This window comes from Labrys okinawensis (genome assembly GCF_047345005.1).
GTDB classification, from domain to species: Bacteria; Pseudomonadota; Alphaproteobacteria; order Rhizobiales; family Labraceae; genus Labrys; species Labrys okinawensis.
The window spans coordinates 3703163-3726318 of the sequence record NZ_CP178864.1; the positions used below are offsets into that span (position 1 = coordinate 3703163).

21 protein-coding genes are annotated in these 23156 nt (G+C 62.2%); 13 read left to right on the plus strand and 8 right to left on the minus strand.

The genetic code is table 11. From position 1 onward, the window contains the following. Positions 1–58: 58 nt before the first annotated feature. From ACMDCR_RS17410 to ruvX, 3 genes are all read right to left on the minus strand, one after another. Entirely contained in the window at positions 59–388 is a 330-nt protein-coding gene (locus tag ACMDCR_RS17410) for a hypothetical protein (protein WP_413987813.1), read from the minus strand. A gap of 318 nt (positions 389–706) precedes the next feature. Continuing rightward, complete coding sequence (locus ACMDCR_RS17415; protein ID WP_413987814.1) at positions 707–2068, minus strand: FAD-dependent oxidoreductase; 1362 nt, start codon at positions 2066–2068, stop codon at positions 707–709. Between the two features lie 6 nt (positions 2069–2074). After that, complete coding sequence (gene ruvX, locus ACMDCR_RS17420; protein ID WP_413987815.1) at positions 2075–2539, minus strand: Holliday junction resolvase RuvX; 465 nt, start codon at positions 2537–2539, stop codon at positions 2075–2077. Between the two features lie 138 nt (positions 2540–2677). Here ruvX and ACMDCR_RS17425 point away from each other — a divergent pair, with 138 nt between their 5' ends. The 7 genes from ACMDCR_RS17425 (at position 2678) to gatB (ending at position 8321) form a co-directional block, all read left to right on the plus strand. Beyond that, positions 2678–3376 carry a metal-dependent hydrolase gene (locus ACMDCR_RS17425; RefSeq protein ID WP_413987816.1) on the plus strand — a complete coding sequence of 233 codons (699 nt, stop codon included), beginning with the start codon at positions 2678–2680 and terminating at the stop codon, positions 3374–3376. Positions 3377–3675: 299 nt separating this feature from the next. Further along, positions 3676–3963: an Asp-tRNA(Asn)/Glu-tRNA(Gln) amidotransferase subunit GatC gene (gene gatC, locus ACMDCR_RS17430; protein WP_413987817.1), complete on the plus strand. Its 288-nt coding sequence runs from the start codon at positions 3676–3678 to the stop codon at positions 3961–3963. Positions 3964–4046: 83 nt separating this feature from the next. Then, on the plus strand, positions 4047–5585 hold the full coding sequence (gene gatA, locus ACMDCR_RS17435; protein ID WP_413987818.1) for an Asp-tRNA(Asn)/Glu-tRNA(Gln) amidotransferase subunit GatA: 1539 nt from the start codon (positions 4047–4049) through the stop codon (positions 5583–5585). Positions 5586–5587: 2 nt separating this feature from the next. After that, positions 5588–5923 carry a chorismate mutase gene (locus tag ACMDCR_RS17440; protein WP_413987819.1) on the plus strand — a complete coding sequence of 112 codons (336 nt, stop codon included), beginning with the start codon at positions 5588–5590 and terminating at the stop codon, positions 5921–5923. Between the two features lie 85 nt (positions 5924–6008). Then, complete coding sequence (locus ACMDCR_RS17445; RefSeq protein WP_413987820.1) at positions 6009–6398, plus strand: hypothetical protein; 390 nt, start codon at positions 6009–6011, stop codon at positions 6396–6398. Between the two features lies 1 nt (position 6399). Further along, the gene (locus tag ACMDCR_RS17450) at positions 6400–6816 is read left to right on the plus strand and encodes a type II toxin-antitoxin system VapC family toxin (protein WP_413987821.1); all 417 of its coding nucleotides are present in this window, start codon (positions 6400–6402) and stop codon (positions 6814–6816) included. 38 nt (positions 6817–6854) lie between these two features. Further along, entirely contained in the window at positions 6855–8321 is a 1467-nt protein-coding gene (gatB, locus tag ACMDCR_RS17455; RefSeq protein WP_413987822.1) for an Asp-tRNA(Asn)/Glu-tRNA(Gln) amidotransferase subunit GatB, read from the plus strand. A 154-nt stretch (positions 8322–8475) separates the two neighbouring features. Here the strand turns inward: gatB and ACMDCR_RS17460 are convergent, their stop codons facing one another. Next, a complete protein-coding gene (locus ACMDCR_RS17460; protein ID WP_413987823.1) occupies positions 8476–8853 on the minus strand; it encodes a DUF2147 domain-containing protein in 378 nt (125 codons plus the stop codon). A gap of 227 nt (positions 8854–9080) precedes the next feature. Here ACMDCR_RS17460 and dusB point away from each other — a divergent pair, with 227 nt between their 5' ends. From dusB to ACMDCR_RS17485, 5 genes are all read left to right on the plus strand, one after another. Next, positions 9081–10121, plus strand: a complete 1041-nt coding sequence (gene dusB / locus ACMDCR_RS17465; protein WP_413987824.1) for a tRNA dihydrouridine synthase DusB — start codon at positions 9081–9083, stop codon at positions 10119–10121. Beyond that, the gene (locus tag ACMDCR_RS17470; protein ID WP_413987825.1) at positions 10118–11218 is read left to right on the plus strand and encodes a two-component system sensor histidine kinase NtrB; all 1101 of its coding nucleotides are present in this window, start codon (positions 10118–10120) and stop codon (positions 11216–11218) included. Before dusB ends, ACMDCR_RS17470 begins: the two co-directional genes overlap by 4 nt. A gap of 18 nt (positions 11219–11236) precedes the next feature. Continuing rightward, positions 11237–12676, plus strand: coding sequence for a nitrogen regulation protein NR(I) (gene ntrC, locus ACMDCR_RS17475; RefSeq protein WP_413987826.1), 1440 nt, complete (start codon positions 11237–11239; stop codon positions 12674–12676). A gap of 242 nt (positions 12677–12918) precedes the next feature. Beyond that, the gene (locus ACMDCR_RS17480; protein ID WP_413987827.1) at positions 12919–15225 is read left to right on the plus strand and encodes an ATP-binding protein; all 2307 of its coding nucleotides are present in this window, start codon (positions 12919–12921) and stop codon (positions 15223–15225) included. A 107-nt stretch (positions 15226–15332) separates the two neighbouring features. Then, positions 15333–16703 (plus strand): sigma-54-dependent transcriptional regulator, encoded by a 1371-nt coding sequence (locus ACMDCR_RS17485; RefSeq protein WP_413987828.1) that lies wholly within the window; start codon positions 15333–15335, stop codon positions 16701–16703. Positions 16704–16787: 84 nt separating this feature from the next. On the opposite strand, the gene mdoH is transcribed toward ACMDCR_RS17485, so the two are convergent. Both mdoH and ACMDCR_RS17495 read right to left on the minus strand, forming a co-directional pair. Beyond that, positions 16788–18980 (minus strand): glucans biosynthesis glucosyltransferase MdoH, encoded by a 2193-nt coding sequence (gene mdoH, locus ACMDCR_RS17490; RefSeq protein ID WP_413987829.1) that lies wholly within the window; start codon positions 18978–18980, stop codon positions 16788–16790. Continuing rightward, complete coding sequence (locus ACMDCR_RS17495; protein ID WP_413987830.1) at positions 18968–20497, minus strand: glucan biosynthesis protein; 1530 nt, start codon at positions 20495–20497, stop codon at positions 18968–18970. The genes mdoH and ACMDCR_RS17495 overlap by 13 nt, the downstream gene beginning before the upstream one ends. Before the next feature lie 381 nt (positions 20498–20878). On the opposite strand from ACMDCR_RS17495, the gene glmU reads away from it, so the two are divergent. Beyond that, a complete protein-coding gene (gene glmU, locus ACMDCR_RS17500; RefSeq protein ID WP_413987831.1) occupies positions 20879–22234 on the plus strand; it encodes a bifunctional UDP-N-acetylglucosamine diphosphorylase/glucosamine-1-phosphate N-acetyltransferase GlmU in 1356 nt (451 codons plus the stop codon). Positions 22235–22466: 232 nt separating this feature from the next. Here glmU and ACMDCR_RS17505 read toward each other — a convergent pair whose 3' ends face one another. Both ACMDCR_RS17505 and ACMDCR_RS17510 read right to left on the minus strand, forming a co-directional pair. After that, a complete protein-coding gene (locus tag ACMDCR_RS17505) occupies positions 22467–22754 on the minus strand; it encodes a helix-turn-helix domain-containing protein (RefSeq protein ID WP_413987832.1) in 288 nt (95 codons plus the stop codon). Beyond that, the gene (locus ACMDCR_RS17510; RefSeq protein ID WP_413987833.1) at positions 22741–23100 is read right to left on the minus strand and encodes a type II toxin-antitoxin system RelE/ParE family toxin; all 360 of its coding nucleotides are present in this window, start codon (positions 23098–23100) and stop codon (positions 22741–22743) included. Before ACMDCR_RS17510 ends, ACMDCR_RS17505 begins: the two co-directional genes overlap by 14 nt. Between the last annotated feature and the right edge of the window lie 56 nt (positions 23101–23156).

Genomic DNA, 23156 nt, shown 5'->3' on the forward strand with positions numbered 1-23156 from the left:
CCTGCAGGCTACAGCCGGGGCGCTGCGGCGATGCGCTGCAGCGCCCCGAACAGAAGCATCAGCCCACGGAGATCAAGCCGAGCGTGTTGCTCAACGTCGTGCCGGTGATCGTATAATTCGCCGTCACGGAGCTTCCCTGCTTGTAGATGAAGGATTGCCGCGCCTCGTTATCCGTACCCCACACGACAAAGACGTAGAGGGATATGATGGTCCCATCCGGAACACCAAGTTTCTCGGGGTCAACATCCTTGGTTTGCCCAAGAAGAATATCTCCGGCATTGCCGGAAAGGTGCTTCTCGCCGTTTTCATCAAGATACGCGACTTCGCCTCTGGCAACAAAACCGCCGCCATTGTGCAATGTAAACTTACCGATTTGCGTCATAGCCATGTGAATGCGCTCCGTAAACAAGCGGAAATGGGTTGTATCTCGGTTTTGCTAGCATGGAGAGAACGTATACTACCAAGGTGCTATCCACAATACGTCTTTTGTAAGAATCCAATAATATTACTTCAAACGTCGGCAAACATTATGTCGGCTAAATATTTTTACGAACGGAAATAAAATGGCTCTATTACTTTATTTGAATTTATATAAGAGAAATCAATAACCTGAATTTCCATCAAGACTTTATGGTTGGGCACGTGCAAATGCGTACCGGGCGCAGACGCGCCCGATCCAACGATGCGACGGAACGAAGAGGGGGATTCAGGCGATCCGGGCGCCTTGCCTGCGCAGTTCGCGCTGGACCAGGCCAATGTCCACGTCGTGGAACGAGCGGCCGCTTTTCAACGAGACCGCCGCCGCAACTCCGGCTCCCTGGCCGTCAACCGCGCAGCACATCATGTTGCGCACCGCCGCATGCGAGACCTTGTCGCCGCCGATGCTGCGCCCGGCCACGATGAGGTTACCGATTTTCTTCGGCAGCATGGCCCGATAGGGCACCTGGAAGTAGCGTCCGGTGGTCGGCAGGATCAGGATACCGTAGCCGTCGATGAATTCCGGGAAAATGCCGATCGAATCGTCGAAGCGTCCCTGCTCGCGCACATCGGTGCCGGTCATGTTGTAATGGGCGTCGATCTTGCGCGTGTCGCGAATGCCGATGGTCATACCGAAATTGCGGAGCTTGGCCTTTTCGCAGCCCGGCATGTAGTGGCGCAGCGCCTCGACCGCCATGATGGCCTGGCGACGTCCTTCGATCTCGTTGGCGGTGAGATCATTGGGGTCGGTGCCATCGCAGGAGGGCAGGTGCACAAGGTTGAGGTAAGTGAGATCGCCCTGATCCGAAACGGCGCCCCAGGTGCCGGCGATGGTGGTGAGATTGGCGGGGATCTCGCCGGCCGCCATCGCCTGCTTGAATGGCTTGCGCAGGAAGGGCGAGAAGAGGGTGTCTTCCTTGCCGGTGGTCTCGATGGTCCACTCGCCGCCTTCCCAATCCTTGTAGGTCTGCGGGTCGGCCTTGACGGCGTCCAGGAAGCGGCGCTTGTCGACGCCGCACATCGAAAACATCACCGAGGCCGCCTGCATCTCCTCGCGCGGCGTCTTGTAGGTCGGTGCTCCGGCCCGCTCGGCGATATCGGCGTCGCCGGTGGCATCGACCACGCGTCTTGCGAGGATCGCCTCGCGTCCGGCCTTGCTCTCGGTGATGACGCCCCTGATGACGCCGTCCTCGACGATGGTGCCGACGACGAGACGATGCAGCATCGGCCTGACACCGGCTTCCTGCACCAGAACATCCGCGACATATTTGAAGAGTTCGGCGTCGAGGGCGTAGCTGTGCGACTGCGGCTCGGGCTGGGCTGCGCCCATCGCCTTGGCTCGCTGCTCGAACTCGATGCCGATGCCCTCGCTGTCGATGGTCTTTTCGTGCCGGTACCAGGCAAACCCTTCGACGCCGACCTGCGTGATATTGCCGCCGAAGCAGCCATTGCGCTCCAGCAGGGTGGTCTCGGCCCCGGCACGCGCCGAGGCGAGCGCCGCCGCTAATCCCGCCGGGCCGCTGCCGACCACGAGCACGTCGGTCTCGAGGATCACGTCGATCTGACGCGCCGGTTCGCTGATGGTTTTCATAATGCCTTATCGCCCGTAGCCCAGGCGATCGAGTGCGCCTTGCAGGATGAAGGATGCCGCCATTTTGTCGACGACTTCCGCCCGCCTGCGACGCGAGGCGTCGGCTTCAAGCAAGGTGCGCGTAACGGCAGCGGTGGAGAGGCGCTCATCCCACAGGGCGACGGGCAGGTCGCTCAGGCGCTGCAGATTGCGCGCGAAGCTCTCGGACGCCTGCGCGCGTGGGCCCCTGCTGCCATCCATGTTGAGCGGATAGCCCAGCACCAGCCCGCCGACCTGGTGCTTTGCGGCAATGGCGAGGAGCTGCTCTGCATCCGCGGTGAACTTGGTGCGCCTGATCGTTTCGAGCGGCGTCGCGATGGTCAGCATGACGTCCGAAAGGGCAAGACCGATGGTCTTGGTGCCGAGATCGAGCCCCAACAGGCGCTGCTCCTGCGGCAGATTTTCGGCGAGGTCGAAGAGGTCAACGATCAAGTCGATCCGGATCCCATGAGAACGTTACCACCGAAAGGTGATCCCGAATCCCGATAGCATTTTGTCGCCTATGGGCGTTATGGTTTTGCGATGGGACCGTCCGGTTTCAACTCTTTCCTGCATTGAGGATATTGCATCATGCGTATTACCTGGCTCGGTCACGCAGCCTTTCGCGTCGAGTTCGACGGCAAGGCCGTACTATTCGATCCCTTTTTGAGCGGCAATCCTTCCTTCAACGGGAATCGCGCCGCCGTCAGCGCCGGCGTCAGCCATATCCTGATCACCCATGGTCATGGCGATCATGTCGGCGATACCATCGAGCTTGCGAAGGAAACTGGAGCGACCGTCGTCTCGAATGCCGATCTCGTCACCTTCCTCGCCAGCAAAGGCGTGGAGAAGGTCGAGCCGATGAACACCGGCGGCACCATCGATCTCGGCGGCTTCAGCGTGACGATGGTGCGGGCCGATCATTCCGCAAGCCTGATCGACAATGGCATGAGCATCGCCGTCGGCAATGCCAACGGCCTCATCCTCAAAGCGCCGGGGCAGCCCGCGCTCTATCATCTCGGCGATACCGATATCTTTTCCGACATGGCGTTGATCGCCGAACTGCATGAGCCGAAGATCGGCCTGGTGCCGATCGGCGACCGCTACACCATGAGCCCGAAGGTGGGGGCGTTGGCCGTTAAGCGCTATCTCAACCTCGACGTCGCCATCCCCTGCCACTATGCCACCTTCCCCGGGCTGGCCAGCAATGCCGATGTGTTCGTCGAGGGGCTTGCGGGCACAAAGACGAAGGTGCTGACGCCCAAGCCTGGTGAAGCGGTTGAGGTGTGATCTGGTGTGCTGATCTTCAGGCCTGCGGAACCGTCATTCCGGGCGACCCTATCCTCACAAGCTTTTGCTTGTGAGTGGAGACCCGGAATCCATGAACACTGTCCTTTGGGGTTTCAACACCGTCCCTCGAGGTTCGTGCTCATGGATTCCGGCGCTCCGGCCGGAATGACAAATCGACATGTCGACGCTTTCGTTAAGCATGGTGCGCGACGTCAGGGGTTCCCAGCGAAGGGTTGCGCCTGCAAAGGCGCGCGTGATAGACCGCGCCGTTCCGTTTTCGTGCACGATCCGAGGATTTCATGTCTGTCGATGCCGCCACGGTGAAGCGCATCGCGCGTCTTGCGCGCATCGCCGTCCCCGAAGAAGATGTTCCGCATTTGCAGGGTGAGCTCAACGCCATCCTGGACTTCGTGGCGCAACTGGACGAGGTCGACGTCACCGGCATCGAGCCGATGACCTCGGTCACCCCGATGGTGATGAAGAAGCGCCAGGATGTGGTGACCGATGGCAATATCGCTGCGAAGATCGTCGCCAATGCCCCGGCGCGCGAGGACAATTACTTCCTCGTACCGAAGGTCGTCGAATAAGCTCGGGCCGTAGCGACCTCCTTGCGACCTGGCCGGTGTACGTGCCGGTCCGCTGCCCAGATTTCCTGTTCAGGATCCTACCTGTGAGCCATATTACCGATCTTACTCTCGCTGAAATCCGCGATGGCCTGAAGGCGAAATCCTTCACCTCCGCCGAGACGACCAAGGCATATCTCGACTCCATCGAGAAGGCGCGCGGCCTCAACGCCTATGTGCTGGAGACGCCGGACCGGGCCCTTGCCATGGCGGCCAAGGCCGACGCCAGGCTTGCGAAGGGCGAGGCCGGGCCGCTGGAAGGCGTGCCGCTCGGCATCAAGGATCTCTTCGCCACCGAAGGCGTGCGCACCACCGCCTGCTCGCACATTATCGACAACTTCGTGCCGACCTATGAGTCGACCGTGACGAGCCAGCTCTGGCGCGACGGTGCCGTGATGCTCGGCAAGATCAACAATGACGAGTTCGCCATGGGTTCGTCGAACGAGACCTCGGCCTTCGGTCCTGTCGTCTCGCCGTGGCTGCCGCCGAACTGGAGCGCCGAGCAGGGCAAGGAAAAGCTGGCCGCCGCCCGTGCCGCCGGCACGGCGCCGAATGGCTTCCTGGTGCCCGGCGGTTCTTCCGGCGGTTCGGCCGCCGCTGTCGCCGCGCGCCTCTGTCCGGGGGCCACCGGCACCGACACGGGCGGCTCGATCCGCCAGCCCGCCGCTTTCACCGGCATCGCCGGCATCAAGCCGACCTATGGCCGCTGCTCGCGCTGGGGAATCGTCGCCTTCGCCTCCTCGCTCGACCAGGCCGGGCCTTTTGCCCAGACGGTGCGCGACTGCGCCATCATGCTGAAGTCCATGGCGGGGCACGATCCCAAGGACACCACGTCCATGGATCTCGCAGTGCCGGATTACGAGGCGGCGATCGGCAAGTCGGTAAAGGGCAAGGTCATCGGCATTCCCAAGGAATACCGCGTCGACGGCATGTCGGCGGAGATCGACGCGCTTTGGCAGAAGGGCATCGACTGGCTGCGCGATGCCGGCGCCGAGATCCGTGAGATCAGCCTGCCGCATACGAAGTATGCCCTGCCGGCCTATTACATCGTGGCTCCGGCGGAGTGCTCCTCGAACCTCGCCCGCTATGACGGCGTCCGCTATGGCGAGCGTGTCGCCGGGCGCGAGATCACCGAGCTCTACGAGAACACCCGCGCCGCAGGCTTCGGCGACGAAGTGAAGCGCCGCATCCTGATCGGCACCTATGTGCTCTCGGCCGGCTATTACGACGCCTATTATGTCCGAGCCCAGAAGATCCGCACGCTGATCAAGCGCGACTTCGAGCTGGCTTATGCGGACGGCGTCGATGCCATCCTCACGCCGGCCACGCCGTCCCCCGCTTTCGGCATCGGCGAGAAGGCCGGCGCCGATCCCGTGGAGATGTATCTCAACGACGTCTTCACCGTCACCGTGAACATGGCAGGCCTGCCGGGCATCGCCGTGCCTGCCGGGCTGTCGAACGAGGGCCTGCCCCTCGGCCTGCAGCTCATCGGCCGCGCCTTCGACGAGGAGACGCTGTTCACGATCGGCCATGCCATCGAGCAGGCGGCAGGCTCGCTTGGCAAGCCGCAGAACTGGTGGGCCTGATCATGACCGAGGCGGAGCATACGACGGAGCGACTGTCGGATCTGCGCAAGGAGATCGACGCGATCGACGAAAAGCTCGTGCATCTCCTCGCTTCCCGTCTCGAGGTCGTGCAACGGGTCCTCAAGGTGAAGACTCGGGACGGTCTGCCCGCCAATATTCCCGAGCGTGTCGAGGAAGTGGTGACGTCTGCCCGCCGGATGGCCGAGGCCCAAGGCGTGCCGCCGGAACTGGCCGAAGTGATCTGGCGCAACATGGTGTCCTGGACCATCGACTACGAGGACCAACACCTCGCGGCCCTCACCAATCAACCGTCGGACCAGACAACGCGGCGCCTTTGAAAGACATCCTTCGAAGAGAGAGTTGCAGCCAGAAACACACACTGTTACAAAGTGTGTGTTTGTCAGCGCCCAAGGAGTTTTGACCATGGGAAAATACGCCGCCCTCGGCGACTACCTGCGCGGTCATGCAACGCGCGAGGTGCCGATGACTTTTGCTGAAATCGAACGGGTCATTGAAGGAGATCTGCCCCCGACCGCATCGCATCATCGCGCCTGGTGGAGCAACAATCCTTCGAACAATGTCATGACGAAGGTCTGGCTGCAGGCCGGATTCTCTTCCGAGCAAGTCGATCTGGAAAGACGCCGGCTGGTATTCCGGCGCGTGCGCGATCTGGAACATAATCCCGCACCCAAGCCGGCGCCGGCTTCCGGCAGGCACGGCTTTCCTTTCGGAGCCATGAAGGGACTGGTTCGGGTCATCGATGAAACAGATTTAACGGAGCCTGCGGATCCGGATTGGGGCGGACAGAACTGAGATGCCCGTGAAACTGTTGCTCGATACATGCGCTGCGATCTGGGTAGCGGAGGGAGCGCCGATCAACGACGCAACTCTCAAGGCGCTCGACGAGGCGGCGGGGGAAGGCCACGCCGTCTACGTGTCGCCGATGACAGCCTGGGAGGTTGGCATGCTCGTGTCACGCGGACGGTTGGCTCTCACGGTAACGCCGCAGGTCTGGTTCAAGTCCTTGCTTTCCGAACTCAGCCTGCGACTTACCGAGCTTGCGCCCGAGGTCCTCATCGCCTCATCCTTCCTTCCCGGAGATCCGCCGCGCGACCCCGCGGATCGGATCATCGCGGCGACCGCGCGGGAGAAGGGCTACACCCTTGTGACCAGAGATCGTCTCCTCTTGGCCTACGGCGAACAAGGGCATATTCAGACCCTCGCATGCTGACGACGCACAACTTATGATTATTAGCCAGGACAAATACCATGCACGCCACGCTTGACCCCAAGAAGCTGATCAAGGGTGCCACGGGCGATTGGGAAGTGATCGTGGGCATGGAAATCCATGCCCAGGTCACCTCGGAAGCCAAGCTTTTTTCGGGCGCCTCCACCAAGTTCGGCGGCGATCCCAACAGCCATGTCTCTCTCGTCGATGCCGCCATGCCCGGCATGCTGCCCGTCATCAACGAGGAATGCGTGCGCCAGGCGATCCGCACCGGCCTCGGCCTCAAGGCACAGGTCAACCTGAAATCGGTGTTCGACCGCAAGAACTATTTCTACCCCGACTTGCCGCAGGGTTACCAGATCTCGCAGTACAAGCAGCCGATCGTGGGCGAAGGCACCGTCATCGTCGAGGTGCCCGAGAGCGGCGAGACGCTGCATGTGGGCATCGAGCGCCTGCATCTGGAGCAGGATGCCGGCAAGTCCATGCATGTGGGCGACGTCTCGCTGGTCGACCTCAATCGCTCGGGCGTGGCGCTGATGGAGATCGTTTCCCGTCCGGACCTGCGTTCGGCCGACGAGGCGCGCGCCTATGTGACGAAACTGCGCACCATCCTTCGCTATCTCGGCACCTGCGACGGCGACATGGACAAGGGCAATCTGCGCGCCGATGTGAACGTCTCCGTACGCAAGCCCGGTGATCCCCTGGGAACGCGCTGCGAGATCAAGAACGTCAACTCCATCCGCTTCATCGGCCAGGCTGTCGATGTCGAAGCCCGTCGCCAGATCGGCATCATCGAGGATGGCGGAACGATCGATCAGGAGACACGGCTGTACGACCCCAACAAGGGCGAGACCCGCTCGATGCGCTCGAAGGAAGAGGCGCATGACTACCGCTACTTCCCCGATCCCGATTTGCTGCCGCTCGAGTTCGACCAGGCCTATGTCGACGAACTTGCCCGCCATCTGCCGGAGCTGCCCGACCCGAAGAAGGCACGCTTCGTCAGCCAGTACGGCCTCTCGTCCTATGACGCCGGGGTCCTTACGGCCGAACGCGAATCCGCCGATTTCTTCGAGGAGGTCGCCAAAGGCCGCGACGGCAAGAGCGCGGCCAACTGGGTGATCAACGAGCTGTTCGGCCGCCTCAACAAGGAAGGCCTCGATATTTCGTCTTCGCCGGTCTCTGCCGGCCAGCTCGGTGCCATTGTCGATCTCATCGGTGAGAATGTAATTTCGGGCAAGATCGCCAAGGACCTGTTCGAGATCGTCTGGACCGAGGGCGGTGATCCACGCTCCGTGGTCGAGGCTCGCGGCATGAAGCAGGTGACGGATACCGGCGCCATCGAGGCGGCTGTCAACGCTGTGATTGCGGCGAACCCGGACAAGGTGGAGCAGGTCAAGGCCAAGCCCACCATGCTTGGCTGGTTTGTCGGCCAGGTCATGAAGCAGACTGGCGGCAAGGCCAATCCGCAGGCGGTGAACGATCTCCTGAAGGCGAAGCTGGGACTTTGAGTCTCTTCCTGGGATCGCAGGCATCCTTGCCTGCTCTTCTCATCGTTAAACGCCGTCGCTTCCAAGAGCAGGCAAGCATGCCTGCGATCCCGGGAAGAAGGCCTCACCACATCGGCAAGAGCCGGTGTGGTGGTGGAGACCGCCACTTCGGCTCCTATTGGCGCGCCCAGGTCACTGAGCGGCAGATCAGGCCACCAAGCATGCAGCCGGCCGTCGTGAGCTTGTCGCCGTTGAGCGTCATGGTCCCCGTATAGGTCTTGCCATCGTCGGGGTTGAAGGCCTTGCCTTTCCATTTGTTGTCGCCGTCTGGGACCATGTCATAGAAGACGCGTTTACCGACGCTGCCCTGCTTGGCCGCTTCCTTCACCCATGTCACCGAACCACAGAGAGCCGCGCCGCAGGAGCCGATCTTGACCTTCGATTCGCCATTGTCCCGAAGCCAGGTGCCTGACGCGTCGCCGGCCCGGGCGGCGCCAATGAGGAAAGTACTGCAGATAGTGGCCATAAGAGCCTGATATAGAGGGCGTTTCATGCGCGTTACTCCCAGCGTCAATGCCTTGCGATTCGCTATAGGCCCTTGCGTAACGACATCATTTTCCAAAGCTCCAAAATCTGCAAATCCCGCCTCGCAGGACGGAGAGCCGGGCGCTGGCGCTTATGCACTGCCCGTTTTGCGGGCATGCTTGTTTTCGAGGCGCTTTGCTCTTGCTGAGCGAGCGGCTACTGGCTAAGTTGTAGGCATGAAGGAGTCCTGCATTTATGGTAGGCAGTGAGAGGATCGCGCCGCACGCAAGGGAGACGCTGCCGTCTCTAAGGTTGGGTGCGGTAGAATTGGCCAATCAGGTGATCCTCGCGCCCATGTCCGGCGTGACGGACGCCGTACTGCGTCGTATTGCCCATCGCTGCGGCGCAGGGCTCGTGGTTTCGGAAATGGTGGCGAGCGACAGGCTGGCTGTTGGCGACGAGGAGGCGCGCCTGCGTGCCGAGGCGCCGGGGAACGGTCCGCACGTCGTCCAGCTTGCCGGGTGCGAGCCGCACTGGATGGGCGAGGCCGCGCGCGTGGCCGTCGACTCGGGCGCCGATGTCATCGACATCAATATGGGCTGTCCCGCCAAGCGGGTGACGGGCGGTTGGGCCGGTTCCGCCCTGATGCGCGATCTCGACCACGCCTTGAAGCTGATCGATGCCACGGTCGCGGCCGTGAACGTACCAGTGACCGTGAAGATGCGCCTTGGCTGGGACCATGGCAGCCTTAACGCCGCCTCGCTTGCCCGGCGGGCCGAGGAGGCCGGAGCGGCGATGATCACGGTGCATGGCCGCACCCGCATGCAGTTCTATAAGGGCAGTGCCGATTGGCGCGCAATCCGCGCGGTGAAGCAGGCCGTGTCGATCCCGGTTGTCGCCAATGGCGATTGCCGCAATCTTTCGGACGCGCTGGCGATGCTTGGCCAGTCCGGCGCCGATGCCGTGATGGTTGGGCGCGCCGCCCAGGGAAGGCCCTGGCTGCCGGGGCATGTCGCACGCGAGCTCAAGGTGGGCCATGCATTGCCCGTGCCCACGGCGCAGTTCCAGAAGGAACTGGCGCTGGAACACTATGATGGGCTTCTGGCGCTTTATGGCGCCAGGCAGGGCATCCGCCATGCACGCAAGCACCTGGCCTCGGCCATGGACGCTGCCGAGGACTATTTCGGCGGCGGCGATAACAGTCTGCGCCAGAAGGTCCTGACCGGCGAGGAACCGTCGCAGGTGACGGCCTGCTTCTCCGCTTTTTATGCAAGTCTCGAACGGATCGCAGCATGACGGCCTTGCCAAGACATTTGCCCAATCATGAGGCTGTCCTGAACGCCTTGCCGCACGCCATCATTTCCGTGGACGGGCAGGGCAGGGTGGTGGACGCCAATATGGCGGCCGAAGCCTTCTTCGACATCAGCGCGCCTGTCATGCGCCGCAACTTTCTCAAGGACCTGCTGCCTTTCGGTTCGCCCTTGCTGGCGCTGATCGAGCAGGTGCGCGGGCGCAATGCGCCGGTGAACGAATATCGCGTCGATCTCGGCTCGCCCCGGCTCGGCGGCGAGCGGCCAGTGGATATTCAGGTGGCGCCGATGCAGGACAATTCCGGCGGCGTGGTGATCATGCTGCAGGAGCGCACCATCGCCGACAAGATGGATCGCCAGCTGACACATCGCGGCGCCGCCCGTTCGGTCACGGCACTCGCCGCCATGCTGGCGCACGAAATCAAGAACCCGCTTTCGGGCATCCGGGGCGCGGCGCAATTGCTGGAGCAGTCGGTCGACGATACCGATCGCGCCTTGACCCAGCTGATCTGCGATGAGGCCGACCGTATCGTCAAGCTCGTCGACCGCATGGAGGTCTTCTCGGATGAGCGCCCGGTTGCCCGCAGCCCCGTGAACATCCATGTCGTTCTGGAGCATGTGAAGAAGCTGGCCCAGTCCGGCTTTGCCCGGAAAATCAAGTTCGTCGAGGACTACGACCCCTCGCTGCCGCCCGTGCACGCCAACAAGGACCAGTTGATCCAGGTCATCCTCAACCTGGTCAAGAACGCCGCGGAGGCGATCGACGGCAGTCCTGAAGGCGAGATCATCCTCACCACGGGCTTCAAGCCTGGCGTGCGACTGTCTGTGCCGGGCTCGGCCTCCCGCGTGAGCCTGCCGATCGAGGTGTGCATCAAGGACAACGGGCCGGGCGTCGCGACCGACCTTCTGCCCTATCTCTTCGATCCCTTCGTCACCACCAAGACCAGCGGCACCGGCCTTGGCCTTGCCCTGGTAGCCAAGATCGTCGGCGACCACGGTGGCATCGTCGAATGCGAGAGCCAGAACAAGCGTACCGTCTTCCGTATCCTCCTCCCCATGTACCGCTCAGACCGCAGCGCATAGCGCATAGGAATATCCAGTATGCAGGCAGGCTCTATCCTCGTAGCCGATGACGACGCAGCCATCCGGACCGTGCTCAACCAGGCCCTGTCCCGCGCCGGCTACGAAGTGCGCTCCACCGGAAATGCCACAACGCTCTGGCGCTGGGTGAGCCAGGGGGAAGGGGATCTCGTCATCACCGACGTGGTGATGCCCGACGAGAACGCCTTCGACATGCTGCCGCGCATCAAGAAGCTCAGGCCTGAGCTGCCCGTCGTGGTGATGAGCGCCCAGAATACCCTCATGACGGCCATCCGTGCCTCGGAGAAGGGCGCCTATGACTATCTTCCCAAGCCCTTCGATCTCAAGGAACTGATCGCCATCGTCGGCCGCGCGCTCAGCGAGCCCAAGGGCAAACCCGCGGTGCGCTCCAGCGACGAAGCCGAAAACATGCCGCTGGTCGGCCGCTCGGCGGCGATGCAGGAAATCTACCGCGTGCTCGCCCGCCTGATGCAGACGGACCTCACGGTGATGATTTCGGGCGAATCCGGCACCGGCAAGGAACTGGTAGCCCGCGCCCTCCATGATTACGGCAAGCGCCGCAGCGGGGCCTTCGTCGCCATCAACATGGCGGCGATCCCGCGTGACCTGATCGAATCCGAGCTGTTCGGCCATGAGAAGGGCGCGTTCACCGGTGCCAACACCCGCTCGGTCGGCCGCTTCGAGCAGGCCGAGGGCGGCACGCTCTTCCTCGACGAGATCGGCGACATGCCGATGGAGGCGCAGACCCGTCTGCTCCGGGTGCTCCAGCAGGGCGAATATACGACGGTCGGCGGACGCACGCCGATCAAGACGGATGTGCGCATTGTCGCCGCCACCAACAAGGATCTGCGCGTGCTGATCCAGCAGGGGCTCTTCCGCGAGGACCTGTTCTTCCGCCTCAACGTGGTGCCGCTGCGTCTGCCTCCGCTGCGCGAGCGCGCCGAGGACGTGCCGGATCTCGCCCGCCACTTCTTCAAGCTGGTGGAGCGTGAGGGCCTGCCACCCAAGCACCTCGACATTTCGGCGGTGGAGCGCCTCAAGCGGCATCGCTGGCCCGGCAATGTTCGCGAGCTTGAGAATCTGGTGCGCCGCCTCTCTGCGCTCTATCCGCAGGAGACACTTACCGCCGCCATCATCGAGCAGGAACTGGCGACGTCGGAGACGATGCCGCTCGAATCCGAAAATCCGAGCGACGAAACGCTTTCCGCCTCCGTCGAGCGGCATATGACTCGCTATTTCGGCAAGTTCGGCGAGGAACTGCCACCGCCGGGTCTCTACCACCGCATCCTGCGCGATATTGAGGAACCGCTGATCGGCGCGGCGCTGGCGGCTACGCGGGGTAATCAGATCAAGGCGGCCGAACTGCTTGGCGTCAATCGCAACACGTTGCGCAAGAAGATTCGCGATCTAGACATCCAGGTGATTCGCTCGATCCGTTAGCCGGATCGAGCCTCCCGCCCTTAGGGCAGATTTCGAATCCTTTCCCATCCACAGAAATATCACCCCGAACCCGCCTGCAATTGCCATTTGCGGGGGATGCTGCGTGGTTTTCTCCGAGGCCTCGCCTTGATTCTGTTACAATTTGGCAACAGTGTTGCAGGAATAACTCAGCACGCGGAGGCGGGGTAGGCGTGTGCTCATGGCGCCCCGTTCGAAGGCAAAGGCGCGGAGCAGCTTCAGGCATGGCAATTGTAGACAAGGCTGAGACAGCGGTGCTCGAAACCACCGGCATGCCGGCCAGGCGGCTTGGCCTGCTCGGTTTCGGCCTGGTGATCCTCTCGGTTGCCTCCGCAATCGGCACCTTCTTCGTGCTTGTCGACGTCGAGCCGGTCGCGTCGCTGCTGAAGAACCTCGTGTCCCAGTTGCGCTACTGGCTGGGGATCGATGCCGCGCCCCTGCAATCGACGACGGATGCTGCCTACAGCAACGCCATCGATGCTCTCTTCATCGTCAACGCCTCCTTCATCGTGGCTCTGCTGGTGCTGCTGGCGGTGGAGGCCGGCAACCTGATCGTCGCCCGCCGCCGCGGCCAGGCGGGTGCGGCGCTGCACATGCGGGTGATCGGGCTTTTCTCCGTCGTTTCCGCCGTGCCGGTGTTGCTGCTGGCGACGGTTGCCATCATCTCGCTCGACCGCGGCCTGGACAATCTATTCTCGACCCGCGTGAGCAACATCGTCCAAACCTCTGTGGCTGTTGCGAATTCCTATCAGGATGAGCAGGCTCAGCAACTGCGCTACGCCGGTCTTTCCATGGCCGCCGACCTCAATAAATATTCCTCTCTCTATAGCGATCGTGACCAATTTCAGCGTCTCATGGACGTCTTGGCCGCCAATTACGGTCTTTCCAGCGCCGTGATCGTGACCCATCAGGGCAAGGTGACCGAGCAGGCCTATATTCCCGGGAATCTACCCTTCCCCCTGCCGCCCAAACTTTATCCGGCCCTTAGTACCGCAGATACGGTGCCGAGCGTTCGCATCGATCCCGGGTCCCGCGACATCATGGGCCAGGTGCTGAAGCTGTCGGCATATAACGACCGCTATCTCTTCATCATCAGACCCTTCGACCCCAAGATCGCCGAATACATTCGCCAGACGAGCGAGGATTCGGCCCGCTTCGAGGATCTGAAGGCGACGCGCTTTCCTACGCAGGTCAATTTCGCGCTGCTCTACGCCATCATCGCTCTGAACATGCTGCTGGCGGCGATCTGGATCGGCCTTTCTTTCGCCAATCGCCTGGTCGAGCCCATCCGCCGTCTCATCAGTGCCGCAGATCAGGTCGCCGGCGGCAACCTCAAGGTGCATGTGCCGGTGACGCCGGGCTCGGGCGATCTCGGCAAGCTTGGTGACACCTTCAACCACATGACCGATACGCTCCAGACCCAGCGCAACGACCTGCTTGGCGCCAATGATCTGCTCGACAGCCGACGCCGATTCATCGAGGCAGTGCTCTCCGGTGTGTCGACCGGCGTGATCGGCATCGACGACGAGGGCAAGATCACCGTCGTGAACCCGCTGGCGAGCCAATGGATCAAGTCCCGCCAGTCTCCCGTGGGCCGGCCGCTTGCCGAACTGATGCCGGAACTGTCTACCTATCTTACCGATGCGCTGCATACCCGTTCGCGTCTGGTGCAAGGCCAGATCACCATCAATCGGGAAGGACGCGAGCGCAATGTCACCGTGCGCGTCACCTCCGAGCAATCGACCATGCGCGAGCATGGCTATGTGGTGACGCTCGATGACATCACCGAGCTCGTGGTGGCCCAGCGCAGTTCGGCCTGGGCGGACGTCGCCCGCCGTATCGCCCACGAGATCAAGAACCCGCTGACGCCGATCCAGCTCTCGGCTGAACGCATCCGCCGCAAATATGGCAAGGTGATCGTCGAGGACCGCGAGGTCTTCGACCAGTGCACCGACACGATCGTGCGCCAGGTCGACGACATCAAGCGCATGGTCGACGAGTTCTCCTCCTTCGCCCGCATGCCCAAGCCCTCGATCGAGAGCGAGGATTTCGGCGAGATGGTGAAGCAGGTCGTCTTCATGATGCGCATCGGCTATCCCGACATCACCTTCACCTATGATCCACCGCCAACACCCGTCATCGCCCGCTTTGACCGGCGCCTGCTCTCCCAGGCAGTGACGAATATCGTCAAGAACGCCACCGAGGCGATTGCCGGCATGCCCGACGGCAACAGGGCGCCGGGCCAAGTGGGTGTCTCGGTGATCCATAACGGGCCGAATGTCATGGTCCAGGTCATCGACAACGGCATCGGCCTGCCCAAGGAGAACCGCCAGAAGCTGCTCGAACCCTATGTCACCACGCGCGAGAAGGGCACGGGCCTCGGCCTTGCCATCGTCGGCAAGATCATGGAGGAGCATGGTGGTGGCATCGAGCTCCTGGACGCCCCGTCTGTCGCCGATGGCGGCCATGGTGCCATGATGCGCCTGTGGTTCCCTGCCGAGCCGGATACCAAGAGCGAGGCTGCGCAATGAGCCCCCCTCGCCGTGGCACTCCTTTTCATCCCATCCGTTTGCGTTTTTTAAACAGGTCCTGGCGAGCCTGGTCGGCTTGCCGAAACTTATCCATATGAGGCTAGAGAATGGCGACCGATATTCTGATCGTTGACGATGAGGCCGATATCCGCGAACTCGTGGCCGGCATTCTCGAAGATGAAGGTCACGGTGCCCGTACGGCCAAGGATTCCGATGATGCGATGGCGGCAATCGCCCAGCGCCGGCCGCAATTGATCTTCCTCGATATCTGGATGCAGGGCTCGCGCCTTGACGGCCTGCAATTGCTCGAGGTTCTGAAGGCGGAGCATCCGGAGGTGCCCGTGGTGATGATCTCCGGTCATGGCAACATCGAGACGGCGGTCGCGGCCATCAAGATCGGCGCCTATGACTTCATCGAGAAGCCCTTCAAGGCCGACCGTCTTGTGTTGGTGGCCGACCGGGCGCTCGAAACCTGGCGCCTGCGCCGTGAGGTCACGCAGTTGCGCCAGATCTCAGGTTCTTCCTCCAAGATGATTGGCCGCTCCTCGGCCATGAACCAGCTGCGTCAGATCATCGAGAAATCCGCGCCCACCAACAGCCGCGTGCTGATCGCCGGTCCGCCGGGCTCGGGCAAGGAACTGACGGCGCGCAGCATCCATCAGGCTTCCGCACGTGCGAACGGCCCCTTCGTGGTGCTTAACTCGGCCTCCATCACGCCCGAGACCATGGAAACCGAGCTATTCGGCGTCGAGGGCGGCGAAGGACGTACGCGCAAGATCGGCGCCTTCGAAGAGGCGCATGGCGGCACGCTGTTTTTCGATGAGATTGCCGACCTGCCGCGCGAAACCCAGGGAAAGATCCTGCGCGTCCTGATCGACCAGAGCTTTACCCGCGTGGGCGGCGCAACCAAGGTGCATGTCGACGTACGCATCATCACCTCGACCTCGCGCGACCTCACCGAGGAAGTCTCGGACGGACGCTTCCGCGAGGACCTGCTGCACCGCCTGTCGGTGGTGCCGATCCGCGTGCCCGGCCTGTCCGAGCGCCGCGAGGACATTCCCGAACTGGTCGACTATTTCCAGGGCCAGATCGCTTCCGCGACCGGCCTGCCGCGCCGGGTGGTGGGCCCGGACGCCATGGCGGTGCTGCAGTCGCATGAATGGCCCGGCAACGTCCGCCAGCTGCGCAACAACATAGAGCGCCTGATGATCCTGGTCGGCGGCGAACCCGATGCCACCATCACGGCCGAGATGCTGCCGCCGGAGATCGGCGCGCTGATGCCCACCCGGCCGAACGGGCAGGGCGGCGAACAACTCATGGGCCTGCAATTGCGCGATGCCCGTGAATTGTTCGAGCGCGAATATCTGATCGCCCAGATCAACCGCTTCGGCGGCAACATTTCGCGCACGGCCGAGTTCGTCGGCATGGAGCGCTCGGCACTGCATCGCAAGCTGAAGTCACTGGGGGTGGGAGCCTGATTCCAGGCCGGACTGGCCGGCCTTCTCATCCGTACAGCGTTACCCGTTGTTTCTGCCAGGCAGGAAAGGCTATCGACCGGACGCTCAGGCGGGTTCCTGCGCCTTGGTCGGCTGGTGCAGGCGTGACAGGCTTTCGATCAGCCCGCGATCGTGCAATGCCACGAAGCGCTCCTTTGGGTTCAGCCACTTCACCGCTTCCTCGATCGAGGCGGCCTCGGCGATCTTGGCCTGCGCCATCACGCGGTCCTGTTCGAAACGGCCACGCTCGCGTATCGGCGAAGCCGGCAACATGGTCTCGTGCAAGGCGCGGAAATCGGCGTCGCGATAGACGACCTCGATGGCATCGCTGTCATCCTCGCCCGCCGCGGCGAGTTCCTCGCTAAGGATATTGGCGCGGGTGGCCACCTCGGGCGGATGGGTTTCCTCGGGCGTTGCCAGAAAGCCGTGGCGGCGCAGCCACAAGCCGATGCTGAGCTGGCCGGAAGCCCACGACAGCGGGATGGCGAGCAGCAGGCCGATGATGGTCGGCGACATCCAGGTGAACAGATACGGCGAGATGATATAGGCGGCAACGCCGGCGAACAGGCCGAGGATCGTGTGCGAGCGGTGCCGCTTGACGATATCGCCGAAGGGTATCGAGCCATCGTCCCGTCGTTGCGGCTTCCAGCCGGAATCGCGGCCGACGAGGATTTCGAACACCGAGCCCGACTGGATCAGCATCATCACCGGTGCCAGAAGGGCCGAAAGGAAGATCTCGATGAGCCCAGACAGCACAAGGCGGATGGCGCCGCCACTGGCCCTGCGGTTGGGACCGTCCAGCAGCATGATGATGATGCCGAAGAACTTGGGTGCGAGCAGGATGCCCATGGTGCCGCCGAAGAGTGCCAGAGCGAGCTCGGCGTTGAACACCGGCCAGGCCGGGAACAGCGAAAACTCGTCGGTGAAATATTCGCGGCGGATGAAATGCGCCTGCAGGGCGATGGTCAGACCGACGAGCAACTGCAGCAGCCAGAGGGGGCTGGCGAGATAGGAGAAGATGCCGTTGGCGAAATGCTGGCGCGTGCAGGGATGGAAGCCTTTGGCGCCCATCACGCGGGCGTGCTGGAGGTTGCCCTGGCACCAGCGCCGGTCACGGGCCGAGAGATCGATCAGCGATGGCGGACTTTCCTCATAGGAGCCGGTGACGTCGTTGAGCATGTAGACGGCATAGCCGGCACGGCGGATCAGGGCCGCTTCCACGAAGTCGTGGCTAAGGATGTGGCCACCGAAGGGAGGTTTGCCAGAGAGATCAGGCATACCGCAATGGGCTGCGAAGGCCCTGGTGCGAATGATGGCGTTGTGGCCCCAGTAATTACCGTCATGCCCCATCCAGAGCGACAGGCCCTCGGCGATCACCGGACCATAGACCCGGGCCGCAAATTGCTGGATGCGGGCGAACAGCGTGTTGCGGTTGATGATCAGCGGCAGGGTCTGGATGATGCCGGCATCGGGATCGCGCTCCATGGCGGCGGCAAGCTGCGTGATGGCGCCGCCGGTCATCAGGCTGTCGGCATCCAGCACCAGCATGTGATCGTAGGAACCGCCCCAGCGTGTCACCCAGTCGGCGATATTGCCGGCCTTGCGATTGGTGTTGCGCTGGCGGTGGCGGTACCACAAGGCGACATTGGGGCCGAGGCGCTCGCGCATGGCTACGAAGGCGCGCTCCTCGGCGATCCAGACATTGGGGTCCGTGGTATCGGAGACGAAGAAATACTCGAAGGCCCTGCCGAGACCGGTCTGCTCCACCGATTCAATGATCGCCTGCATTGCCGCGAAGACGCGGCTCGGCGCTTCGTTGTAGATCGGCATCAGCACCGCGGTGCGGGTTGCCAGCTGCGGAGGCAGGGGCTGCGTGATGCGCCGATGGAACAAGAGATAGACGAAGCCTGCGATTGCCGCGGTGAAGGCGAGCGCGATCCAGGAGAAGTTCAGGACGAAGAGGCAGACCAACGCCCACTCGAGCAGGGTGACGCCGCCGACCTCGACCACCTTGTACATTTCCCAGGCGCCAAAAGCCGTTAGCAGGATCATGCCGCCGAAGACGAATAGTCGAATCGCCCAGGAGCCGTGATGCAGCGCCGGGTGGATCCAGGAACGTTCCTCGGCGCGAGACCACTTCGATAGCGACTGGATCGGCATCGACAGCTGATTCTCCTCGGGCATGGCAGGCCGGAGGTCTGGCCTTTCCCGCGAGAGGGCCGGTGTGTCTGTGCCGGGTTGATCCGCTACGGTGTCCATCGATAAAGCCACGTCTCACTCACTGGCTTGCCATCCTTCATCAGGACGGCACGCATTTCCGAATAGGTCTCGCTGCCCGGTTCAAGCCCGAAGGTCAGCCGTCCGATGCGCCGGTCCGTGTCGAGAGTCAAACTCACATCGCTGAGTTTGCCAGGATTGGCGGTGATATCCGGCGTTACCCCGTTGAGATTATCGGGGTTCGAAAAAAGATCACCTTGAAAATCGATTACGAAAAGGCGGCGTTTCTCGCCGAGGGCGCCGACGCGGGTCGCATGGGCGAGCGCCATCTGCGGCTGCTGCGGGGGCGTCCAACACCAGGTGGTGCGGTAGCTGAAGGGATATTCCTGCCCTATTTCCAGCGGGTTCTTGGGTCGCCAATAGGTGATGATGTTGTCGTGGATCTCGGCGTCGCTGGGTATTTCCACCAGCTGGATCGAGCCTTCGCCCCAATCGCCTTTGGGGGTGACCCATACGCTCGGCTGTGTCTCGTAGCGATGGCGGCTGTCCTCGAAATCGGCGGGATTGCGGTCGCGCTGCAGCAGGCCGAACCCCTTTGGGGCCTTGTCGACGAAAGCGGAAATCTGCAGATTTTCCGGATTCTGCAGCGGGCGCCAGATCCATTCGCCGCCGCCCGACAGCATCTGGAGGCCGGAGGAGGCATGCACGGCCACGCGCACGTCATCGACACCCTTGTGGTCGTTCGTGCCGAACAGATACATGGAATTCAGCGGGGCGATGCCGACATGGTCGATCTTCACGCGGGGATATATGGTGCATTCGACATCGATCGTCGTCGGGTCGTTCGGATGCAGCGTCAGCTTGAAGGCGCCGGTCGCCGCTTCCGAATCGAGCAAGGCATGGACCACCAGGTCTTGAGCGTCCTGCGCGGGGCGTTCGATCCAGAAGGATCGGAAGAAGGGGAATTCCTCACCCGTCGCCTCGCCGGTGTTGACGGCAAGGCCGCGTGCCACGGCGCCATAGACCTGGTTCTTGGCGATGGCGCGGAAATAGCTGGCACCCTGGAAGATGGCAAAATCATCGAAACGATCCGGGGCGTCGATTGGCGATTTCAGACGGAAGCCGGAGAAGCCGAGCTTCGAATCGGCGGCCGGCGGCGCGATCTTGCCGAAATCGAACATATCCGGCTCGTAGGGCACCACGAGCACGCGGCCATCCTCGACCGTGAAAAGATCGACTGGAGCGGCATAGATGAAGCCGCGATGCAGGGGCTCGATCACGAAGCCGCGGTGATCCGTGCTCCAGATCGCCCGGTCGGGTCGGAAGCGGATCGAGACATATTGCTCGTAATCGAGGTTCTGCAGTGCGGAAGGCAGGGTCGGATCCGGGGGCTGATAGCTGCTCTTGGCGAGGTTCTTGGCGTAATCCAGCAGCTTGTCGCGGGAAAACACCTCGCCTTCCTTCAGGCCGGGCGCATCGATTGCGGCCATCGCGCGGCAGGGATAGGCCAGGGCGCCAGCGGCGATGGTCGCAAATGTCAAAAAGTCGCGTCTGTTCATGGGCTTCTTAACGCGCTTTTGAAAGGCGCAGTGCGGGTGAGAGGGCAGGGAGGTCCCTTCGAAGGAGGTGCGGTCGCAGGTCACCATAGGTGATACGGTGACAGGCAACAACTGCTGGACACAATTGTTCCGCCAGCTTCCATGCCGACTGAGGACCCGCTGACCCTCCATCAGCCGAAGAATCGTGACGGCCTCATGATGGAAGCAAGGAACTTTCCATTTTCTTGTCGTAAGGTTTCGTCTTCGCCGATGGGAAGGCTTGCGCGACAGGCCCGCCTTCCCAATAACGGCTAAAGCGTTTTGCAATCTGACGGAATCGGCAAGAATCGCAAAACGCGTATTGCTCTAAAGACAACCTGTCGCACTTTTCCGGATGATTCCATGGCCAGACCAACCCTCGCTGTAATCCTCGCCGCCGGCGAGGGCACCCGCATGAAGTCATCGCTGCCAAAGGTGCTGCACGCCATCGCGGGCAGGCCCATGCTCGCGCATGTCCTCGCGAGCGTGCGGGAGGCCGGCATTGACGATGCAGCCGTGGTGGTCGGGCCCGGGCGCGAGGATGTCGCCACGGTTGCGCAGAAGGACTTTCCAGGCTGCACGGTCTTCACCCAGGCCGAGCGCAAGGGCACGGGACATGCCGTGCTGGCCGCGCGTCAGGCCCTGCTGGGCGGCAAGGACGTCATCGTGCTCTATGCCGATACGCCGTTGGTGCGTGCCCAGTCGATCGAGACCCTGAAGGCGGCTCTCGATGACGGTGCCAATGTTGCCGTGCTCGGCTTCCACGCTGCCAACCCCACCGGCTATGGCCGCCTGATTGTCGAGGATGGTGCGCTGACCCGGATCGTCGAGGAGAAGGACGCTACGCCCGACCAGAAGGCCATCGGCTTCTGCAATGGCGGACTGATGGCGCTCCGTGGCGAGACCAGCCTTGCGCTGCTGGACGCCATCGGCAATGCCAATGCCAAGGGGGAGTATTACCTCACCGACGCCGCCGAGATCGCGCACCAGCGCGGCCTGAAGGCTGTGGCTCGTCCGATTGCGGAGGAGGAGGTGCATGGCGTCAACGACAGGGCCCAGCTCGCCGCCGCCGAGGCCATGATGCAGGTCCGCCTGCGTGCCGCCGCCATGAAGGAGGGAGTGACGCTGATCGCACCGGAGACAGTGTTCTTCTCCTATGACACCGTGATCGGCAATGATGTGATTGTCGAGCCCAATTGCTGGTTCGGGCCGGGCGTGAAGATCGAATCCGGCGCGGTGATCCATGCCTTCTCGCATCTCGAAGGCGCCAAGGTGGCCGGCGGGGCCTCGGTGGGGCCGTTCGCACGCCTGCGGCCGGGAGCGGATCTCGGCAGGGATGTCAAGGTCGGCAATTTCGTGGAGATCAAGGCCGCCCAGGTCGAGCAGGGCGCAAAGATCAGCCATCTCAGCTATATCGGCGACGCCCGTGTCGGGGCCGAGGCCAATATCGGCGCCGGCACCATCACCTGCAACTATGACGGCTATCTCAAGCACAAGACCGATATCGGGGCAGGGGCCTTCATCGGCTCCAACTCGGCGCTGGTGGCACCCGTCAAGGTAGGCGACAACGCCAATGTCGGAGCCGGATCGGTGATCACGCGCAATGTTGCGGAGGATGCCCTGGCGGTCGCCCGCGGCCGCCAGGTCGAAATCGTTGGCTGGGCCAAACGCTACCGGGAGGTCAAGAAGGCCGAGAAGGCGTCGAAAGCCAAGGGGTGAGACTTGGAACGTCTTTTTGGCCCGTTTGCAGACTCAACGCAGAAGCTTGAGTTCAGCAACGATAGCGCAAGAGCACTGGAGGTCATGGTGGAAATGGTTCCAGACCGGTATGTTCGCCTGACTGGACCACGCCACTGGAACCTGCCACAAAATGAGGAGCCGTAGTAATGGCCTTCTGTCTTCTCAAATTCCATAAAGGGAGCGCGTCACGAAATCCGCGACCCTTGCAACGCTAAGCAGCAGTCAGGAGTTTCTCGACAGTCTCAGGATCACGGTCGATGAGGGACAGCAGCACACGCGCCGGAGCATCCGGCACGCGCCGTCCTTGCTCCCAGTCCCTAAGCGTTCCAATGGGGATATGGAATGCCTTGGCAAACTGAGGCTGGGATTTGCGCGTTCTCTCACGGATCGCCTTCACATCCAGCTCTGCGATCACGCGAGCGCGCGATGCATCTCCCTGCACGAAGGAAATTGCGTCATCGAGCCCAGCTAGAATGCCCTTGAAATCATTGTCCTTCATTTCGCAATTCCTTCTTTAACTGCGATGTCAGGCGCTTGAAGGCGTTTTCCTGAGCATCAGTCAGTGTCTCATCCTCGGATTTGTCGATAATCCAGAGGAAAAATACGGGGTCGCGTTCATCCGCAAAAAAGCTGAAGACACGATATCCGCCACTCTTTCCCGTGTCTGACTTCGAAATCCTTCCTTTCCGCAGGCCGCCTGTACCGCGAACGATCTGTCCATAGGACGGGTTGGCAGCATATGTGTCATAGAGAGTCGCCATTTCTTCGGCCGTGACCTCAAGCCGCCGGGCTTGACCGGTAAAGGCGGTGGTCTCGACAATGGAATGCGTGGGAACAGGCGGCATCTAAGGTATCATACGGCAATGCCGTATCGTTTTGCAAGATCAAGCTGTGACGAAGT

Coding starts and splice junctions, on each gene's coding strand:
- ACMDCR_RS17410 (WP_413987813.1), bottom strand. CDS start 388: ATGGCTATGACGCAAATCGGTAAGTTTACATTGCACAATGGCGGCGGT.
- ACMDCR_RS17415 (WP_413987814.1), bottom strand. CDS start 2,068: ATGAAAACCATCAGCGAACCGGCGCGTCAGATCGACGTGATCCTCGAG.
- ACMDCR_RS17425 (WP_413987816.1), top strand. CDS start 2,678: ATGCGTATTACCTGGCTCGGTCACGCAGCCTTTCGCGTCGAGTTCGAC.
- gatC (WP_413987817.1), top strand. CDS start 3,676: ATGTCTGTCGATGCCGCCACGGTGAAGCGCATCGCGCGTCTTGCGCGC.
- ACMDCR_RS17440 (WP_413987819.1), top strand. CDS start 5,588: ATGACCGAGGCGGAGCATACGACGGAGCGACTGTCGGATCTGCGCAAG.
- ACMDCR_RS17445 (WP_413987820.1), top strand. CDS start 6,009: ATGGGAAAATACGCCGCCCTCGGCGACTACCTGCGCGGTCATGCAACG.
- ACMDCR_RS17450 (WP_413987821.1), top strand. CDS start 6,400: ATGCCCGTGAAACTGTTGCTCGATACATGCGCTGCGATCTGGGTAGCG.
- gatB (WP_413987822.1), top strand. CDS start 6,855: ATGCACGCCACGCTTGACCCCAAGAAGCTGATCAAGGGTGCCACGGGC.
- ACMDCR_RS17460 (WP_413987823.1), bottom strand. CDS start 8,853: ATGAAACGCCCTCTATATCAGGCTCTTATGGCCACTATCTGCAGTACT.
- dusB (WP_413987824.1), top strand. CDS start 9,081: ATGGTAGGCAGTGAGAGGATCGCGCCGCACGCAAGGGAGACGCTGCCG.
- ACMDCR_RS17470 (WP_413987825.1), top strand. CDS start 10,118: ATGACGGCCTTGCCAAGACATTTGCCCAATCATGAGGCTGTCCTGAAC.
- ntrC (WP_413987826.1), top strand. CDS start 11,237: ATGCAGGCAGGCTCTATCCTCGTAGCCGATGACGACGCAGCCATCCGG.
- ACMDCR_RS17480 (WP_413987827.1), top strand. CDS start 12,919: ATGGCAATTGTAGACAAGGCTGAGACAGCGGTGCTCGAAACCACCGGC.
- ACMDCR_RS17485 (WP_413987828.1), top strand. CDS start 15,333: ATGGCGACCGATATTCTGATCGTTGACGATGAGGCCGATATCCGCGAA.
- mdoH (WP_413987829.1), bottom strand. CDS start 18,980: ATGGACACCGTAGCGGATCAACCCGGCACAGACACACCGGCCCTCTCG.
- ACMDCR_RS17495 (WP_413987830.1), bottom strand. CDS start 20,497: ATGAACAGACGCGACTTTTTGACATTTGCGACCATCGCCGCTGGCGCC.
- glmU (WP_413987831.1), top strand. CDS start 20,879: ATGGCCAGACCAACCCTCGCTGTAATCCTCGCCGCCGGCGAGGGCACC.
- ACMDCR_RS17505 (WP_413987832.1), bottom strand. CDS start 22,754: ATGAAGGACAATGATTTCAAGGGCATTCTAGCTGGGCTCGATGACGCA.
- ACMDCR_RS17510 (WP_413987833.1), bottom strand. CDS start 23,100: ATGCCGCCTGTTCCCACGCATTCCATTGTCGAGACCACCGCCTTTACC.